This is a genomic window from Trinickia sp. (assembly GCF_051953405.1).
Lineage (GTDB): Bacteria > Pseudomonadota > Gammaproteobacteria > Burkholderiales > Burkholderiaceae > Trinickia.
In genome coordinates, this window is record NZ_JBQCIV010000049.1 from 49882 (window position 1) to 66281 (window position 16400).

Annotated in this window: 11 protein-coding genes; 1 reads left to right on the forward strand and 10 read right to left on the reverse strand. The window is 66.1% G+C overall.

What is annotated here, in order from left to right; genetic code table 11:
- Window positions 1–184: 184 nt before the first annotated feature.
- Both ACTHN9_RS07725 and frmR read right to left on the reverse strand, forming a co-directional pair.
- Window positions 185–1294: an S-(hydroxymethyl)glutathione dehydrogenase/class III alcohol dehydrogenase gene (locus tag ACTHN9_RS07725; RefSeq protein WP_440536167.1), complete on the reverse strand. Its 1110-nt coding sequence runs from the start codon at window positions 1292–1294 to the stop codon at window positions 185–187.
- Window positions 1295–1360: 66 nt separating this feature from the next.
- Window positions 1361–1636 (reverse strand): formaldehyde-responsive transcriptional repressor FrmR, encoded by a 276-nt coding sequence (frmR, locus tag ACTHN9_RS07730; protein ID WP_440536168.1) that lies wholly within the window; start codon window positions 1634–1636, stop codon window positions 1361–1363.
- 89 nt (window positions 1637–1725) lie between these two features.
- Here frmR and ACTHN9_RS07735 point away from each other — a divergent pair, with 89 nt between their 5' ends.
- Entirely contained in the window at window positions 1726–2319 is a 594-nt protein-coding gene (locus tag ACTHN9_RS07735) for a hypothetical protein (RefSeq protein WP_440536169.1), read from the forward strand.
- Window positions 2320–2349: 30 nt separating this feature from the next.
- Here the strand turns inward: ACTHN9_RS07735 and ACTHN9_RS07740 are convergent, their stop codons facing one another.
- From ACTHN9_RS07740 to ACTHN9_RS07775, 8 genes are all read right to left on the reverse strand, one after another.
- Window positions 2350–3312: an endo alpha-1,4 polygalactosaminidase gene (locus tag ACTHN9_RS07740; protein ID WP_440536170.1), complete on the reverse strand. Its 963-nt coding sequence runs from the start codon at window positions 3310–3312 to the stop codon at window positions 2350–2352.
- 16 nt (window positions 3313–3328) lie between these two features.
- Window positions 3329–4702, reverse strand: coding sequence for an exopolysaccharide Pel transporter PelG (pelG, locus tag ACTHN9_RS07745; protein WP_440536171.1), 1374 nt, complete (start codon window positions 4700–4702; stop codon window positions 3329–3331).
- A complete protein-coding gene (gene pelF, locus ACTHN9_RS07750; protein ID WP_440536172.1) occupies window positions 4702–6333 on the reverse strand; it encodes a GT4 family glycosyltransferase PelF in 1632 nt (543 codons plus the stop codon). The genes pelG and pelF overlap by 1 nt, the downstream gene beginning before the upstream one ends.
- Entirely contained in the window at window positions 6333–7352 is a 1020-nt protein-coding gene (locus ACTHN9_RS07755; RefSeq protein WP_440536173.1) for a hypothetical protein, read from the reverse strand. Before ACTHN9_RS07755 ends, pelF begins: the two co-directional genes overlap by 1 nt.
- Entirely contained in the window at window positions 7345–8787 is a 1443-nt protein-coding gene (locus tag ACTHN9_RS07760) for a PelD GGDEF domain-containing protein (protein WP_440536174.1), read from the reverse strand. The genes ACTHN9_RS07755 and ACTHN9_RS07760 overlap by 8 nt, the downstream gene beginning before the upstream one ends.
- 22 nt (window positions 8788–8809) lie before the next feature.
- On the reverse strand, window positions 8810–9355 hold the full coding sequence (locus tag ACTHN9_RS07765) for a penicillin-binding protein activator LpoB (protein ID WP_440536175.1): 546 nt from the start codon (window positions 9353–9355) through the stop codon (window positions 8810–8812).
- A 69-nt stretch (window positions 9356–9424) separates the two neighbouring features.
- Window positions 9425–13579: a tetratricopeptide repeat protein gene (locus tag ACTHN9_RS07770; RefSeq protein WP_440536176.1), complete on the reverse strand. Its 4155-nt coding sequence runs from the start codon at window positions 13577–13579 to the stop codon at window positions 9425–9427.
- Window positions 13569–16217, reverse strand: a complete 2649-nt coding sequence (locus tag ACTHN9_RS07775; RefSeq protein WP_440536177.1) for a sugar ABC transporter — start codon at window positions 16215–16217, stop codon at window positions 13569–13571. Before ACTHN9_RS07775 ends, ACTHN9_RS07770 begins: the two co-directional genes overlap by 11 nt.
- Window positions 16218–16400: the final 183 nt, after the last annotated feature.

Here is a 16400-nt window from a genome sequence, read left to right on the forward strand (position 1 = left end):
TCATGGGTGAGCTGATTGTGAGCCGATATGAGCCGATACGCAAGCATCTGAGCGGATTGTGAGCCGATTGCGAGCCGATTTCAGCCTAGTGAGCCGATGTGAGCCAGTTTCGCCCGGACCCTGAGCCGATAATGAGCCGATAATGAGCCGATAGTGAGCCGATAGTGAGCCGATTCCGCTCCGATCAATAGTGAACGACGGTGCGAATCGATTTGCCTTCGTGCATGAGGTCGAACGCCTCGTTGATCTCGGCCAGCGTTTTCGTGTGGGTCACGAACTGCGCCAACTGGATCTTTCCGGCCATGGCGTCTTCCACCATGCCGGGCAATTGCGAGCGTCCCTTCACGCCGCCGAATGCGGTGCCGAGCCAACGGCGTCCGGTGACGAGCTGGAACGGCCGCGTGGAAATCTCTTGCCCCGCGCCCGCCACACCGATGATCACCGATTGGCCCCAGCCGCGGTGGGCGCATTCCAGCGCTGCGCGCATGACATTCACGTTGCCGATGCATTCGAAGCTGTGATCGACGCCCCAGCCCGTCATCTCGACGATCACTTGCTGGATCGGCTTTTCGTGATCTTTCGGGTTTACGCAATCGGTCGCGCCGAACACGCGCGCCAGGTCGAATTTGCCGGGGTTGGTATCGATCGCGATGATGCGGCCGGCCTTGGCCAGCTTGGCGCCTTGAATGACGGCCAAGCCGATGCCGCCTAGGCCGAACACGGCCACCGAATCGCCTTCCTGCACCTTGGCGGTGTTCTTGACCGCGCCTAACCCCGTGGTCACGCCGCAGCCGAGCAGGCAGACCTGTTCGGGGTTGGCATCGGGATCGATCTTCGCCAGCGAAACTTCGGCCACGACCGTGTATTCGCTGAAGGTGGAGCAGCCCATGTAGTGATAGATCGGCTGGCCGTTGTAGCTGAACCGGGTAGTGCCGTCGGGCATGACGCCTTTGCCCTGAGTGGCGCGCACCGCCACGCACAGATTGGTCTTGCCGCTCTTGCAGAACAGGCACTCGCCGCATTCCGCGGTGTAGAGGGGAATCACGTGATCGCCCGGCTTCACGCTGGTCACGCCTTCGCCGACTTCGACGACGATGCCCGCCCCTTCGTGACCGAGCACGGCGGGGAATAGCCCCTCCGGGTCGTCGCCGGACAGCGTGAAGGCGTCGGTGTGGCACACGCCCGTGTGCGTGATTTTGACGAGCACTTCGCCTTTACGAGGCGGCTCGACGTCGATCTCGACGATTTCGAGGGGTTTGCCGGGCCCGAACGCAACGGCAGCACGTGATTTCATATCAATCCTTGGGGCAAAAGAGGCGAAGTACGATCGACGCGTTCAAGACAGGGCCGATCGACGGAATCAACGAAGGTAGGAACGCACGAGGGAGACGACATCGTCGATCGACCCTTGCTGCGCGCCGTTCGCTTGCGCGACATGCGAAAACTCTTCTCGTAAATGACTTTCGAGCACCCCGGCCATCAAGCCGTTGATGGCGCCGCGCACGGCCGCGATCTGCTGAAGAATCGGACCGCAATCGGCGCCTTCCTCGAGCGCGCGCTCGAGCGCGTCGATCTGTCCTTTGACGCGACGGACGCGAGCTAGAACGCGCTTTTTCTCTTCTGCGGTATGCGGCATGCCGGGGTTCAAGATACTGGGGGAGAGTATAAGCTAGCACACCGCCTGGTAGTATGCAAAGCCCGTTTCCACGCATATGACGCTTCGATATGAGAACCCGCGATTGGCCGAGCAATGGCGCATACCGCTTGTTGATTGGTTTCGGGCTTGCGTGGCGACTCGCGCTCGGCGGTCTTTTCTCTTCGCTCGGGGTGGACGGTTTGACCGAGGCCACGAGGTTGGTGCAAGCGCGGGGGTGGCCGGTGATCGAAGCCAAGCTCGATCGTTGCGAGGTGTGGATCGAGCCAGGCCGGCGCAGCCGCTATTGGGAGGTGTCGGCCGCTTGGCGTTATGGAGAGGGTGAGCGTCGCAGCTACAACGAACAGTGGTCGGCCGACAAGGCGCCGAGCGAGGACGACGCGAGTGCGGGCGAACGGGCGGCGGCCAAGGCGCGGTACTGCGGCGCGCCGGGCGTGACGCAACTGCGCGTGTCGCCCACGAATCCTCAGCTTGCGGTGCGCAACGATGCTGTCCTGGATACGAGCGGATGGAGCTTTGTCTTTCCCGCGCTGTTGCTGATAGGCGGCGTTTTCTGCTTGCTCTGGTTGGGATGGGGTATCGTCGACCTATTCAAGTGGCGAATGCGCTCGAGGGCGTTGCTCGCTATGACGAAGACGCCGCATCGTCGCAAGAACAAGTCGTAACCCCCGGTATATCGATCTAGCGATCTACATCTAGCGTGCGCCGCCCGTCGTCTGTCCCACACCCGGAGAGAGCACCGGCGCCGGCCGCACGGTTTGCAGCGCGCCGTCCGTCACGAAAGGAATGAGGCCCAACGCGTCGGTCTGCTCGATGCTCGAGCGCGCGCAGGCGTCGTCGTCGGGCGCGCAATAGTCGATGGCGATCACGGGCAGCTTGTACTGCGAGCGCACGATGCGCGCCTGGCTCAGCAGCCACGCGCGGTCGGCCTCGGGCACCGGCACGTAGCGCTGATGGCCCTGATCCCAGCCGTTGAACAGCGATTCGAAGGCGATCGCGTCGACATCGGCATGCACCTGCGGCAACAGTTCGAACCCCCGGTTAAGGATCAGTTGCGCGTGCGGATAACGCATCTTGATCGCGTGGATGACGCGCACCAGGCCATCGCGCTGCAGCGCGCGCGCCGTATCGCTCTTCACCGCGAGCTGGTACGAATCGAGGGTATCGAGAAAGAAGCCGCGATACCCGATATTCCATAGCGGATCGATCACATGTCGCACAAAAAAGGCGGGCCAGCCGGGCTTGCTTTGATCGACGATATGCGAATTCCAATCGGTATTGCGGCCGATGAACCAGTCGGCGGGGATGTCGCGGTAGTAGCTGCGCTGCGGCCCGATCTCGCCGACGCTCGCATAGGCGAACCAACGCGTTTGCGGCTCGGGATGTTCGCGCGGCAAGAAGCCGCTGTCCGGTTCGAGCACCGCGATATCGTAGCTGGCCAGCACATCGACGGGCGGCGTCGCGCCATAGTAGAACGCGACCGTCGGCGTCCGATCGGACTGTGTCGCCTCGGCCCAGGCCGGCACCGCGCCGAAGAATGCGCGAAGCGCGAGCGCCAACGCCCCCACCGCAAAAAAACGCAGCGGCTTCTTCGCACGGCCGTCGCACTGCTCCCGGCGAGGGCCGCGCGCCAGGCGCGAGTTGACCGATCGTCTCATTCCATTCCCCTACCCATCACGCGCGCAGCATATACGTTTCATATTCGAGCGATGCGAACTTCGCGTCGAGCATCCGCACGGCGGCGATCACGACGATCACGAGTGCCGCCGCAAAACCGTAGCCATAAGTGCTCGGGCCGAGCCACAACGAGAAGCCCGTGAACGCACCGTTCAGCACGACGAAGGCGGTCGTCAGGCGCAACACGGCCATGCGCGCGTCGAGATAGAAGAACACGTTGAGCAGCCCGAGAAACAGCACCTGAAGGCTGGCGGAGATGACGTCGACGAGCAGTAGGGGCAGGTACAGCGTCGAGATGCCGAGGGCCGAGAGCAGGGGCGCGCCGAACGAGACGACCAGCAGCAACACGACCGTCTGCACCTTGATGATTTCGTAAAGCCCGGTGCGCACGCTGCGCACCATCATGTCGCGCATGTCGTTGATCCGCCGGAGCGTTGCGCCGGTGCGCACGGCATCGTAAAACGCGTCGTAGTACTCCGCGAAATCGGCTTCGATGCGCACGAGGAACGTCGCCATTGCCGGCATCACGCACACGTAGGCGATGAATACGGGGATGTCGTAAATGATCGACGCGTGAAACCAGCCGATCACGCGGCTGCCCGTGCCGGGGGCGTACCAGAAGATGATCTTGTCGATCCAAATACCGAGGTTGAACTGCAAGCCGACGAAGGCGAGACTCGGATAGGCCAAGCGCCGATGGAACACCTCGAACGACATGAAACGTTCGCTGCGGTAATGCCGATGCACCAATGCCGACAAGCACAGCAGCAACACCCAATGGCCCGCCACGAAGCCGCCGAGCAGCCCGGTCAGCCCGTAGTGGGCGAAGGACAGCGCAAGCGCAACCACGAAGCCATAGCCGATGGCGAACGAGGCGAGGATCTGCCAGTATTGCTTGACGCTGGACAAAAAGATCACCGCGATCCAAATGTTGCTGACGATGACGAAGCCCGCCACCATCAATATCCGGTAGTGCAGCGACTGATCGCGAAAGCCCAGCAGCATCACGATCGTGGCTAACGTCCCGGCCGCCAGCGTCGTCACGAGCAGCACCGCGTGATAGTTCGGCAGCACAAGGTCGTCGCGCTTTTCGAACAGGCGGTCCGACACGAATCGCGTAAACCAAAGCTGGACCGGGCCCGTGAGAATCAGGCTGAACGCGATCATATAAGTGACCGACACCTGGAATTGGGTGATCAGCACGGTCGGTACCACCACCGTCAGCGTCAGCAGACCGATGATGAGGATCCCGAAGATCGACAGAATCAACGGACCGGAGCTGATCAGGGCGGCGTAGACATAAGCGCGCGTGACACCGGTCAGGGTGTCGCGCCGCATGATCTTGCGCAGTTCGAATCCGATGCCGGCCATCAGCGGCTCCTGAACGAGAGGCGGCGCGGGGCGAGGTTCGCGCGCTCTTGGTGGAACGGGCAGCGCGCGCCGGCATCGCCGGCGCCCGTGTCGGCATCGGGCTGCGCCGCGGCATGCTCGTAAATCGTGCGGAATCGGTCGATCATCTGATGCTTCGCGTAATAGCGTTGCACGCGCTCGAGGCCGGCACGTTGCGCGGCATGCCAGAGCGCGTCGTCGCCGAGCAGCGTCAGCGCCGCCTGCGAGAAGGCGCCCGGGTTGGCGATCGGCACGACCGCGCCGGCGGCGCCGAGCGCGCGATCCTCGGCGCTGAAGCCTTCGATCAACTCGCGGCATGCGCCGACGTCGGTCGTGATGGCGGGCACGCCCGCGGCAAATCCTTCGAGCACGACGAGCGGCAAGGCCTCGCTGATCGAACTCAGTGCGACGAGGTCGATTTTCGGCAGCACGTCGGGTATCCGCTGGAATCCGAGGAAACGCACGTTCGTATCGAGCCCGAGGCTTTGCGTGAGTGCGCGGCATTCGCGCGCGTAGGTCGGATCTTCTTCCTCGGGACCGACGATCCAGCCTTCGATGTCGGGCATCGTGCGCGTCGCGATAAAGATCGCGCGAATGAATGTCTTGATGTCCTTGATCGGCACCACGCGGCCGATGAGCGCGACCACGCGCCGCGGCCGCTCGCGCTCGCGAAGGGCGAGCAGCGGACGCAAGCCATCGACGTCGATCCCGTTGGGAATCGTGCAAGTCAGCTCGGGGCGGGCACCGTCCGTGACCTGGCGCAGCCGATTGCCTTCGTAAAGCGCGGTGATCTGCGCGGCTGCGCCGTATGCAAGCGCACCGAGCGCCTCGAAAAAGCGCACCCACAGCTCGCGGAAGTAGCTCACGTTCGAGACATCGCGTTCGAATAGGCCGCGGTTGTCGCGAATCCAGCGGCTTTGCAGCAGATCGATCTTGCGTTCCTTGGTGTAGATCCCGTGCTCGCTGACGATCAGCGGGCGGCCGGTGCGGTAGTGCATGAGCGCACCGAGATAGCCCGCGTAGCCGGTGGAGACGGTGTGATACACGCGTGCGCGCAATGTCTGCGCGGCCACGCGCGCGAGTTGCCACAGCGGTTTGTGCATGATCCGCACCGTCCAGAAATAGTCCGTGAACGAGGGGTCGGTGCAGTGCTGCGAATATTGTTCTTCGATGAAGCGCCAGGCCTCGCGGCTGTGCAGGAACTGCGCTTCGCTGAGCGCCCCGTCTGTGCCGAGCATGGGGAGCAGCTCCGACATCATCTTGCCGATGTCGGCATGCGAGCGGGCGCCGCGCAGCGCTTCGTGAAACTGTGCGGAGCGTGCGAATGCCGCGGCGTCGCCGGCGATTTCCCGTGGCGGGAGCGCATCGGCGGGCGCGCTTTCGTACAAGTAGTGCGCCTCGAAATGGACGACGTTGTCCGGCAGCGCATAGGCGGCGCCCGAGTAGTCTTCTTCGCGGCTACCGATAAACACGATGCCGAAGCGCGTGTTCGGATAGGCGCGGATCATTTCGTTGACCCAACTCGACACCCCACCGCGCACGAACGGAAAAGTCCCTTCGAGCAGCAGGCAGACGTCCGCATCGGCGGCGCGACGGTTCAGCGACGTATTCATCAAGATGTCCAGTAATCCACGACGCTCTTGAGCGGCGGCGCGGCGGCGCCTTGCGCGAGCGCCGCGACGAACTCGGCGGCACGTGCATGTTGGCCCTGTAAGAAGGCGACTTCCGCCAGCCACGGCAGCAACCGCTCGCGCGGAAAGCCGAGTTCGTTGGCGCGCTCGAGCAGCGGGGCGGCATCGGTGGGCCGATGCTGCGCGAGCGCGAGCCGGGCGCGCAGCACCCACAGTGCGGCGTCGTGTTCGCCCCCGGGGAGCGCTTGCGCGCGTTGCGCGTGTTCGTCGGCTTGCTTGAGCGTATGTTGGTAGACGTCGCCTTGCGCAAGCTGCTGATACACCAGTTCGAAGTGCAGCTCGGCAAGCCGGCGGTGCAAGGCGCGGCGCTCGTCGTCGCTCAGTGCGACGACGAGCGCATCCTTGCTGTCGGAAATCTTGTGCACGATTTCGTTCTCGGCCTGATCGAGCGTGCCATAGGCCAGCAGACGCAGATCGTCCACCGGATCGCCGAGCAAATCGCGCAATAGGGCGCCCGTGGTGTGGGTCGGCAATCCCTGAATGGCGACCAGCGCCGCGAGCCGATCGTTCGTGGCCGCGCGCGTGTTTGCCAGGCGCGACTGGACCCGTGCGCCGCCGCCGTGCGCCACGCGCGAGACGAGGTAGCTGACGAATTCCGGGCGACCGACCACCCCGGCGTCGCGCAAGCCGCGCCGCATCGGGACCCACTTGCCCCAGGTCGCCGCGAGGACTTCGATGAGTCCGCCCACGCAGGGCACGAGCATGCAGGCGAGCCACAAATGCAGCAGCACCGTGCGTCGCGGCTCGCGCAACTCGGGCGGCAACAGGCGGCGGAAAGCCAGCGCCTCGGCCACGGCCACGATCGCTTGCAACGCGAGCAGCGCCACGAGGGGATCGGCGAAGCGGCCCGCGTGCAGCGCGCCGACGATTGCCGCCACCTGCAGTGCCGTTGCGGCGACGAGCGCGGCCGCCGTGATCGCCGTGGAGCGGACGTCACGCATGAGCATCCGCCCGATGCACGAGCCCGGCGAGGTTCGCGCCGGTCGAGGTGCCGCTGACGTGCAAGGTATGCACCGCGATGCCGGCACGTTCGAAATCGATGTCGAATTGACTTTGCAGGTTCGTCTCGATTCGCGTGACGTAGCCGTCGATACCGGCGGAATCGGTGAGCGGCATCAAGTTGATCAACACCGATCGGCGCTCGGTTTGCAGCGGCCAGGCGAGATCGAGCGAGCGGCCGCGCCGCAGGACGTGTTCGAACAGCGAATCGTGCGCTTCGTCGCGCGGGAACGATAGCGCGACGACCGACGAATCGATGCCGCTGGTCCGTTGCAGTCGCGCGAGCCGCGCGTATTCGAGCGCGAATTCGAGCGGGCAGCCGGGCACGGCATCGAGCACGTCGCTCACGACGCGCGAATGTTCGACCCCATCGCCGTAATAGCCGAGCAGCACGAGCATCATCTGCAGGTTGTCGTAGTTCAGCGACAAGAACGGCATCCGTTCGACGACCAAGAGCGCGAGCAGCGTGTCGTCGGCCGAGAGCAACGGCGCGCACACCAAATACCGGCTTTCCTGCTCGCCCGGATGCTCGGATTTCAAGTGCGCGAGCTTGCCGCTTTCGAGTGCAAGCCGCACGAGCGGATCGCTCGGGACGAGCGCCGAGGCAGCGCCCACGGTCGCGAGCGGCGTGCGGCCCGGCTTGCTGGCGCGCGCGGGGTACAGCGCGGCAACTTCGATCTGACACACGCGGGCGACATACTCGAGCAGCCTCGCCGCGCCGGGCAGCGCGGTACGGTCGGCGCTCGCGCGCGCGAGCGAGAGTTGACGCAGTTCCGTGATCGAGTCGCGTAACGTGGTGGGCCGCGTCAGCAGATCTTTCTCGAGCCGCTCGTGCGACAACCGCAGCAGGTAGTGATTGTTCGTCAGCGCGGTGAGCCGGTCGTTCAGATAGTGATTGGTCGAATTGGCACGCGTCGCGCGCGCGGCCCACGTATCGCCGAAATGACCGGTGACGATGACCTGTATCAGCCCGCCCGCAAAGTAGGCGCCCGGCCACGCGGCGCCGGCCGGATAGAGCAGCAGCCAGGCGCCGGCCAGCACAAGCCCCGAAGCGGCGCCAAGGAACACGCCGTAGCGCAGCGCAATGATCGTGGGCACGAGCCATAGCCACGGAAAATTGCCGTGCAGCAACAGCGGGTCCGCATGATCGAGCGCCCAAGCGAACGCCAGCACCGCGACGGTGAAGGCCGCGCTTTCGAGGATCGCGAACGGACGCTGCGCCGCGGGTGCGAGCAAGCGCCGCAGCCGGCCGAGATTGCCGTACGGCTCGGAGCGGCGCAGGCTGCGCGCGGCTGCCGCCGACTGGCCGGCGCCGGAGGGTTGCGCGGGGGCGGTTGCTGCGCCGCGTGGCTGGGCAGCCGGAGTCTTCGCGTCCATGATGGTTCCGATGATGCGCTGCTTACCGGCGAGCCGCCAGCGGGGCAAGCAGCTTGCCGATCAAGCTTTGTGCCACGCCGCCGAGCGAGGAGCGGCTCCAGCCGCTGCGGCTGCCGGTGCTGCTCCAGACGATTTTGCCCGAGGCGACATCGCGCAACTCGAAGGTCATGCCCACCGCCGGCTCGCCGTCCACGCCCACCTTATAGCGCCATTCTTCGACGGCGCCGGACAGCGAATAGCGGGCGTGGTGTGCGCGAGCCCAGGCCAACGCCTTGTCCCGATCCGGATGGCTCGTGGCATCGAACTGATCGTCGCTTGCGTTGGCCGGTACGGTTTCGACCGTGGCCAGGCCCAGGTGACGCAGCGCGTTGGCCGCCATCGCCTGTGCCGCGTCGCCGGCATCGGGCGTCTCGGTGTAGTTCGCGATCGGCAGCACGGCGACCGTATCGGCGGCATGAAGGGTCGGCGCCGGCGTCGTGTCGATCGACGAGCAGGCGCTCGCCGCCAGCACGACGGCCACGGCCATCGCCGATCCAGCAGCCTTACGGATAGCGTCGAAAGGTTTCATGTCGTTTTCCTGTTGGGTGGTCATTCGATAGTTCAAAGCGGTGAGCGCGAGCGGCCGATCGTGCCAGGCTCAATAGAGCCAGCGGTAACGCACGCCGATCAAGGTTAAGGAGGTGCCGGCCGCGGCGACCCGCTCGTGTTGGAAGTACACCGCCGCGTGGTCCCCGCCGAATACAGAGCCCGCGATCCCCACGTCGGTCTCGACCCCCCAGCCCTGGTTCGTGTCGTGCACCATGCCGACATCCAGATAGGGGCGCCATGCGTGCGTGTAGCGATCGGCCAGATCGTTGCCGAAGCCGATGAACGCGCCGAACTGCGTGAAGCTGTTCGGCATGAAGTTGGCGGCGCTGAACGGTCCGAGCGCGGCTGGCACCAGATGCTCGAGCAGCGCGTCGGGCTGGCCGCTGTTGTTGTAAGCACCGTGCTCGCCCGTGAACCGCAATGTGTAGTCCGGGTACTCGGTCCTGATCTTGTAGTCGAGTTCGGCTTGCTGCAGCACGCCGCTGCCGACGAACGTGCGCGCTTGGCTGTAGAAGCGATCGGCTTCGATGCTGGCGCTGAACGACCAGCGCGGCGTCGGCTGCCAGGTCACGCCGCCGCTGACGTCGTCCTTGACGCCGCCCACCGTCAGCGTCTGCTGCTCGGTCACTTCGCCGCTGCGCTGAACGGAGGCGGTGAACGAGAGGGGGGAGTTGCGTCCGAACGTGGCGTCGGCGCGGGCCGTATAAAACGCATCGGCGGCGTAACGCCGGCCGACGTCGAGCGTGATTTGCGTATCGTGCGTGAGACGGCGCGCGTAGAGATCGGCCGAGCGGTCGACCGACGGCAGGTTCACGAGCTGTGTCGTGTCGGCCGTGCGTTGCATGCGTTGCTGCGTGTGCAGCCCGAGCATGTAGTGATCGGACAGCTTCACGTTCGCGGCGAGCGTTTGCTGGACGTAGTCGAGCGGATGTTCGACGTAGTCTTCCACCGAGGCATAGACGGACTGATTCCAGAACGTCGTGGCATCGACGAGCCGGGTGTGCAATTCCGTATCGTCCGGGGCGCCGTCCAAGCCGTCGAACGCCCGCGCCTGCGCCTCGCCTTGGCGGTCCACGCGCATCGATGCGTCGATACGGTTATAAAGCGGCAGCGCCGCGGTGCGCTCGTCCAGCAGGCGTTGGATCGTTTGAACGTCGTCGTCGGCCAGCGCGATGGCCAAGCGTTCGTCTTGCGTCCCGAGCAACCGGTGCGCATAGCGGCGCGCCAGCCAGCGCTTGGCCACGCTGTAACGCTCGTCGGAGATCGCCCACGCCACGGCGACATCGCGCGCGACCGCTTCGCGCACGCGCTGGTGTTCGGCGCGGCCCGCCTCGGCGCTCGGCAAGGGCGACAACCCGCGCGTGTTGCCGAGCAAGCTGTGTTGCGACTCGTCGGAAGCATCGGAAGCATCGGACGCTCCGGACGCATCGGCGCCGGAGGTGAGCGAATCGAGCAGGCGTAGCGCCGCGTCGCCGTTGGCCAGCGTCTGGGCCAGCGCGGCACGCCGCCCCTGCAGTTGGGAGACCGATTCCCAATCGCCGCGAGCCGGCAGTTCCAACGGGGCCGCGGCCTTCGCCGCGTCGGCGGTCTCGCCGGCTGTCGTCTTCGCGGCGGTCGTCGCGCTCGCGCGGCGCTCGGTGGCGAGCAGCCCGAGCCAAACGCGCCGCCGCACCGCGCTAGCAATGCCCGGATGCCCGGCCATCTCCTGCGCATCCGCGTAGGTGAGCAGCCATAGCGGGTCGCGTTGCTTCGACACGCTCTGCAAGCGCAAGTAGCGTAGCGCGGCAACCGGCCGGTTCAAACGCATCTCGCCGGCCGCGAACGGCCCCCAGAGCGATTCGTCGGCCAGCGAGCGCGCCCGCCAGTGATCCAGCGCCGCTCGCACTTCGTCCGCGCTGCCGGCGTCCACCAACATCCAAAGATAGGCGGCGCGCGTGTCGCCGCCGACGCCGGGCAGCGCGACCGCACGCCGAAGATCGGCCAGCGCGGCATCGAGTTCGCCGCGCTGGCGTTCGAATTCCGCGCGCGTGGTCAAGAATGCGGGATCGCGCTCGGCGTCTTGCCGCTGCGTGGGCGTTAAGCGCCGCAGGAGCGCGCCCGCGCGGGCGAGCGAATGGGCCGACAGATAGGCGTCGATCGCCTCGCGCAACGCGGCCACGTCATGACCCTTGTCGTATTGCAGCTCGGCGACGCGCGCGGCATCCAGCGGCTGACGTTCGTAGAAGAACGTCATGCCCGACAGATCCTCGGGCGTCGCTTCGCCGCCGGCGAGCAGGTGGCGAAAGGCCAGGTTGCTGTCCGCGTCGTTTTGCAGCAAGCGCGCGAGCTGCCCGTATGTGCGCCAATACAGCGTGTCTCGATCCGTCGCGTGCGCGCGTACAGCCTTGAGCGCGTCCAGCGCACCGCGGTAGTCGCCTGTGCGGTACAGCAGGTTTGCGCTGTGCACGGCGTACTCGACCTTCTCCGGGTGCGCGTGCTGTAGCGTCTGCCAGGTGTCGAGCGCCTGGCGCATATATCCGGCGCGTTCCGACAACAGCGCGTAGCGGCTCGCCATCGGCTCTTGCTGCGCGCCGTGCATGCGGGCTTTGAGGAAGGCGAGGGCGTCGTCGGGTCGGCCGAGCCGCTCGTCGGCGGCAATGACACCATCGACGAGCTGCAGGTTGTCGGGCGCGGCGTCGGCCGCGTGGGTCAGGGCTTGGACGTACGACGCATCGTCGTCGAGCATCGGTGCGATCCGCTGCACGTTCGACCAGCCGGCGGGATCGTCGGTCTGGCGAGCGTAGGCGAGCCATGCCTGCAGCGCCGCGGCCGGCTGATTGCGCCATTCGTCGACTTGCGCGAGTCGCTTGCGCCATTCGGGCCGGTCGGGATGGCGGGCGACTTGATCGCCGGCAATTTTCGCGGCGTTCTCGAGATCGTTCGATTCGAGGAACGATTGATAGAGCGTCGTTGCGAGGTCGGCCGGCGCGGACGCCGGCGCCTTCGCAGCCGATGCCGATGCCGATGCCGATGCGGGCGAGCGTGCGGCGGCAACCTCGCTGGCGCGTGCGCTGGCGGCGGCCTGCACTTCGGCCTTCGCGCCCGCGGCCTGGCTGGCCGCGATTGCAGCCGCCGCGCGGGTATCGCTCCATGCGCCCACGGGCACCTTCTCCGCAATACGCAGCAGGCCTACGCTGCGCGAGCCGTTCCAAACCGCGGGCATGGCGTGTTCGTGCGAGCCGATGCGCGGCGTGCCGGCGAAGCGTTCGGCCGGCCTGCCGTCTTGCGGCATCGCGAGCGTCAGCCAGACGCCGCCGGGCGGCGTGCCGGCGAGGGCGGCGAGGCGCAAGCGTTCGGCATGCGAGCGCTCGTTCGTGCGCGAATCGACGAACTTCATGAGGGCGCGCGCATAGCGATCGACGAGATCGGGGCGTTGCGCGGCGCGGGCCAACTGCAGCAGCACTTCCAGGGTGCGCCGATCGTCGGCAAGACCGTCTACGTGCGCCTGAGCCTGCGCCAGCGCTTCGTCGAGCAAATTGCCCGCTTGCAGGGCCCGCACGCCCGCGATGAAGGCGTCGCGCGCTTCGTCGATATTAGCGGCGCTCGCTTGCGCCGCGAAATACGCTGCTGCGGCGCGACGGTACTCGCCGCTGGCGAGCCATTGATGCGCCGCTTGGCGCTGCCAGTACACGCGGCGGCCCGAATCGGTCTGCGCGAGCCGCTGCTGGTAACGCGCGGCGACGGTTGGCGCGCCCACCGACAATGCCTGCTTGCTGAGCGATTCGAGTTGAGGAACGTCCCAATCCAGTTGGGCCGCGGCGTCCAGACGCGCGATGACGCGTGCCAACAACGCGGCGCGGCGCGGCGAATCGGCCGGGGCGGCGAAGGCGCGCTGCTCGTCGCAGCGCAGTTCGATCTGGATCGCTTGGCGGCGGGACTGCTGCACGCCAAGGGCGGACAGACGGCTCGCCGTCGCTTGTGCCTGGTCGCAGCGGCCGAGCGCGAGATACTGATTCGCGAGCGCGGAGAGGTAGTCCGGGTCGGTCGGCGCGCCCCGCAGCCAGGCCTCGAGATAGGCCACGGTCAACTCGCTCGGGGCCGAGTCGTGCACGATGCGCGTGCGCAGTCCGCCCGCCACATAGGTGGCGGCGAGCGCGCAAACGACGGCGCAAGCGGCGCCGGCGAGCATGAAAGGGGCAGCGATGCGCGGACGGTCAACCGCCACAGTCGACCTCGATCGGCTGATAAACGACATGCTGTCCGGCGACGCCCGGGATCCGCACGCGTAGCGTGTTGCCGTCGCGCTGCGCCTCGAGCGGTTTGCCGGCGCTCGACGCCCGGCACTGCGCCGCGTTGGCGACATCGAAAAACGGCTTGTAGTAGCCGCCGAACTCGAAACGCAGCCCGTGGCCCACGCGTTCGAAGTGCCGTACGAAACCGCTCGCCTGTGCGAGGTAGGGCAGGGCGTTGCGCGTGCCGGCCGGTGCGAGCGCGAAGCGCGCGCTGCCTCCGTCGAAGTGGATGTACGTGCCGTCGGGACCGGCGAAGTAGCCGGTTACGCCGTTCGCATCGTCCAGTCGGGGCACGTCGGCGCCGCTCCAGTGCAGCTCGCGCACGGCACCGTCACCGCGGACGAGCCATCCGTCTGCCTCGCGCGCCACCGCGAACGTACGCCAGTCGAGTACCTTGCGGATGTAGTCGGATACATGCACGGGCAGCACCGGCTGCGCGAGCACGCTCTGGTAAATCTGGTCGAGCGCGCGCAGCGAGGCCATCTTCGTGCCGCTATACATGTGGTAGTAGATGTCGATCGGCTTGAACCGCAGCGGCCGGTCGGTCATGTCGAACGTCTGCAGCACTTGCGTGAAGCCGTAGAAGGGCCCCTGCCAGTCGTTCGTATAGACGTTTTCGTCCTGGTTCGGCGCGAACACCTGGTAGGCGTTCGGCCCCTTGTCGATCCCGATCGGCGCAATGTTCAGCCAGCTGTTGTCGGCCTTCGTGATCGTCGTGTCGCCGCCGTTGAAGTTATAGACGCCGGCTTCGCTGACTGCTCGCACGGCGACAGCGGGCGGCATGCAGTCGCCCGACCATTGCAGGACGACGACATGCTTGTCCGCGGGTGCGAGCCTGCTGTCGATATAGCGGATCGAGCCCGAAATTTCGCGGTCGAGATTGAACGTGTAGCCGGGGATATTGAGCGAGAACGCCGCGTCGCTGCCGCCGCGGTCCGTGTGCGCGCCCGTCTTCGCATCGACGTTCTCCCACGTGAACGGGTGTGAGTACGTATGCGTGCCGATTTCGACGTACGGCAACGCAAACATCTGTCGCGCGATCTGCTCGAGGCGGGGCGAGACCTTCGGATAGAGCCCGTCGGGGCCAACCTCGCCTTCGATCACCGACAACGTCGTCGGGATCGGATATCGGGTCCAGATCTGGTCGTAGAGCGCTTGTCCCGCATAATCGGGGCCCGGGAACTCGGCGCGCGAAGCGAAACCGTCGCCGTCGACGTGTGCCATCAGCAGACGCCTGCCGTTTTCCGTCGTGACGTTCGGCGCGGGCAACGCGGGCAAGCGCAGCGCGGCGCGCAGAAACGAGATCGGCTGAATGGCCCAGCGTTGCTGCTCGATGCTGTCGAGCGACACCACGTTGTACTGGTTCAGCGCGAAACCGCCCCACGGCATGATGCCGGCCGCATCCACGCGCGTTCCGGCGGCGTCGATGCCGAGCAGCGACTGGCCGCCGCCGACGATACGGATCGCCGGAAGATCGCGCGGATCGGGCGTGGGCATCGTTTCGAAACCGATCATCGGCGCTTTCTCGACGATCTTCAAAGGCCCGTGCAGCGTGGCGGCGATGGGTTGCAGGCCAAGCGCGCCGCCTTGCCCGCCAACGGCGAATCCCAAGTGGCCGAAGAACGCGACCGGCACATGCGCGTCGATCGCGCGCTGGACCCACGCCCGCCACTTGTTCGGGTTCGGCGCGCTATCGTGCGCGATCCAGGCGACGACACCGGCGTAGCGGTCGGGTGTGACGTCGGACGGAAGCGGGGCGCCGAGCTGCGCGTATTGAACGTCGTAACCCAGATAGTTGAGCGGGGTCGCCACCGCGGTGACGCCGGGGCTCAGATCGAGCTGTTGATCGGGCTGAAGGTCTTGCACGACCAGCACCTTGCGCGGCATGACCTCGATGCGGCCGATGCCCACCACGTCGTGTGCCGGATCGGTCACGTAGCTGTCGAGCCCCGCGGCGAGCGCTTGTTGCGCCGTGCGTCGCGCGCACGAACGATCGGCCCCATCGCAATAGTCGACGGCGACCACCGGCGTACCCGTTGTGCGTTCGACATCCTGAGCGGCGGCTAGTGTGGCAGCACGCGCGTCGGCGGCGACCGGCATCGTGTCGCCCGCATCCGAAGACGCGCGAAACAACCCCTCGACGAGCACCGCGTAAATTTTTCCCGGATGCGCGCGAGCGACGTCCAGCGCGCGCGCGCCGCCGACGACGATCTTCGCGTCCGGGTGCGCGGTACGAATCGCGTCGATGGCGGCGTAGCCGGCCGGCGTGTCGAGCAGCACGCCGCGATAGCCGCGTTGCCACAGCGGCTCGAGCTCTTGCGCGACGAAGGCGTCGACGCTTGCGTCGGACGACGCGCCGATATGGGCAATATAAGCCGTGTGCGCAAGCGGATGCGTACTAGGATCGAACGATGATGCCGGGTCGAGAATCAATGCATCGAAGGCTTGCAGCAGCGCGATCGGCGGATTTTCGCCCTCGTAAAGCGCAATATTGACGTGATGCATCGGCGCGGGGAGCGTCTGCGCGATCGCTGGCCGGCACGTACCGAGTGCAAGGCCGATCGACGCCATTGCAATGGATGCCAGGCCGAGCGCAATGCCCGGCAGGGTTCGACGGTGCGAACCGTGCTGTCTAGAAAAGCGGATTTTCAACGTGCTCCCCGGTATGGGCGGTATGCCGACCCATTTATGTACGTATGCGCTTCTACGGCCGTTCGGTAGGCCCTGACGTGTTCGTCTGCCGAATAGACCTAG

Excerpts from the sequence above, each read along its gene's own strand:
- ACTHN9_RS07725 (WP_440536167.1), bottom strand. The coding sequence starts at position 1,294 with ATGAAATCACGTGCTGCCGTTGCGTTCGGGCCCGGCAAACCCCTCGAA.
- frmR (WP_440536168.1), bottom strand. The coding sequence starts at position 1,636 with ATGCCGCATACCGCAGAAGAGAAAAAGCGCGTTCTAGCTCGCGTCCGT.
- ACTHN9_RS07735 (WP_440536169.1), top strand. The coding sequence starts at position 1,726 with ATGAGAACCCGCGATTGGCCGAGCAATGGCGCATACCGCTTGTTGATT.
- ACTHN9_RS07740 (WP_440536170.1), bottom strand. The coding sequence starts at position 3,312 with ATGAGACGATCGGTCAACTCGCGCCTGGCGCGCGGCCCTCGCCGGGAG.
- pelG (WP_440536171.1), bottom strand. The coding sequence starts at position 4,702 with ATGGCCGGCATCGGATTCGAACTGCGCAAGATCATGCGGCGCGACACC.
- pelF (WP_440536172.1), bottom strand. The coding sequence starts at position 6,333 with ATGAATACGTCGCTGAACCGTCGCGCCGCCGATGCGGACGTCTGCCTG.
- ACTHN9_RS07755 (WP_440536173.1), bottom strand. The coding sequence starts at position 7,352 with ATGCGTGACGTCCGCTCCACGGCGATCACGGCGGCCGCGCTCGTCGCC.
- ACTHN9_RS07760 (WP_440536174.1), bottom strand. The coding sequence starts at position 8,787 with ATGGACGCGAAGACTCCGGCTGCCCAGCCACGCGGCGCAGCAACCGCC.
- ACTHN9_RS07765 (WP_440536175.1), bottom strand. The coding sequence starts at position 9,355 with ATGAAACCTTTCGACGCTATCCGTAAGGCTGCTGGATCGGCGATGGCC.
- ACTHN9_RS07775 (WP_440536177.1), bottom strand. The coding sequence starts at position 16,217 with ATGGCGTCGATCGGCCTTGCACTCGGTACGTGCCGGCCAGCGATCGCG.